This is a genomic window from Streptomyces sp. NPDC008313, from assembly GCF_042956125.1.
In the GTDB taxonomy this organism is placed as follows: domain Bacteria; phylum Actinomycetota; class Actinomycetes; order Streptomycetales; family Streptomycetaceae; genus Streptomyces.
In genome coordinates this window covers 1-1,473 of the sequence record NZ_JBIBFR010000059.1, presented here as the reverse complement: position 1 = coordinate 1,473, position 1,473 = coordinate 1, and the positions used below count along the sequence as shown (strand labels likewise).

The following is a 1,473-nucleotide window of genomic DNA, read 5'->3' as shown; positions in this document are numbered from 1 at the left end:
CAATACCGGTGACTTAGGGGGCGATTCGCTCGTTGTTGTTGGTGTGCCGAGAGCGGGTCAGTTGAAGTCATCTGTTGAGCGGCTGTCGGACCGAGTCGCGGTCGGGGTGCTCACGCAGGCGTTTCCTCAGTCGATTGTGGATGAGGTGTTGGCGGAGACGGGGCGGGTGCAGCAGCGGAACCGGCTGCTGCCGGCCCGGCTGGTGGTCTACTTCGTCCTGGCGATGTGCCTGTTCTCGGGGCAGAGCTATGAAGAGGTCGCGCGGCTGCTGACCGCAGGATTGAAGGGTGCGAGCCGTTGGCGTGCGTCGTGGGCGGTGCCGAGTACAGCGGCGATCTGGAAGGCCAGGTCCAGGTTAGGTGTGGCGCCGCTGCGGCAACTGTTTTCGCGGGTGTGCCGTCCGGTCGCCACACCGGACACTCAGGGCGCCTTCTACCGGGACTGGCGGCTGACCGCGATCGACGGCACCACGTTCGACCTGCCCGACACGAAGGCGAACGCGGAGGCATTCGGTCGTCCGCCCCGCTCCGGGCGGGGCGAACAGAACGTCGGCCGCCCGCAGATCCGCATGGTCGGCCTGGTGGAATGCGGCACCCACGCAGTCTTCGACGCCGCGACCGGAGCTCTGCGCACCGGAGAGCAGGCTCTGGCACGGGCGGTCCTGGTGTCCCTGCGGCCGGGGATGCTGCTGCTGGCCGACCGTGGCTTCTGCAGTGTGGACTTGTGGTGCAAAGCCGCGGCGACGGGGGCGGACCTGCTGTGGCGAGTCCGCAAAGACCTCGTGCTGCCGGTGGTCGAGCAGCTGTCGGACGGCTCCTACCTCACCGAGATCTTCGACCGGAGCGACATCCACCACACCCGTCGCGGGGTGCCGGTGCGCGCGGTGGAGTACACCATCGCCGGCCACGAGGACGTCTACCGGCTCATCACCACGATCCTCGAGCCGGACAAGGCCCCCGCCGCGGAACTCGCCGCCCTCTACGCCCAGCGATGGGAGTTCGAGTCCACCCTCGACGAGATCAAGACCCACCTGGGCGGCTCACACCTGGTACTGCGGTCGCAGCACCCCGACGGAGCCGAGCAGGAACTCTACGGCTTCCTCCTCGTCCACCATGCCATCCGGCACCTGATGCACCAGGCCGCACAACAAGCCGACCAGGACCCCGACCGGATCTCCTTCACCCGCTCACTGCGCGTCGTGCGCCGCCAGGTCACCGACCAGGCGGCATTTTCCCCCCGGCAGACTCGCCCGCGCCATCAAAGCCACCCACGCTGAACTCCTCGAACGCCTCCTGCCGCCGCGACGCCGCCGGTCCAACCCCCGAGTCATCAAACGCAAAATCGCCAGCTGGCCCCTCAAACGCGCCGCCCACCGCGTTATAAACCCTCCACGCGTACCGGCCATCACCATCGTCGACGCCACCAAACCCAAACGGGTCAAACGAAAACAAAAGCCTTAAGTAACCGGTATTG

The 1,473-nt window shown here is 67.0% G+C and carries 1 protein-coding gene; it reads left to right on the top strand.

Annotation, left to right across the window (positions count from 1 at the left end; genetic code table 11):
* The first annotated feature begins 43 nt into the window (after positions 1–43).
* Positions 44–1,276 carry an IS4 family transposase gene (locus tag ACFY93_RS34515; protein ID WP_391365879.1) on the top strand — a complete coding sequence of 411 codons (1,233 nt, stop codon included), beginning with the start codon at positions 44–46 and terminating at the stop codon, positions 1,274–1,276.
* The last annotated feature ends 197 nt before the right edge of the window (positions 1,277–1,473 follow it).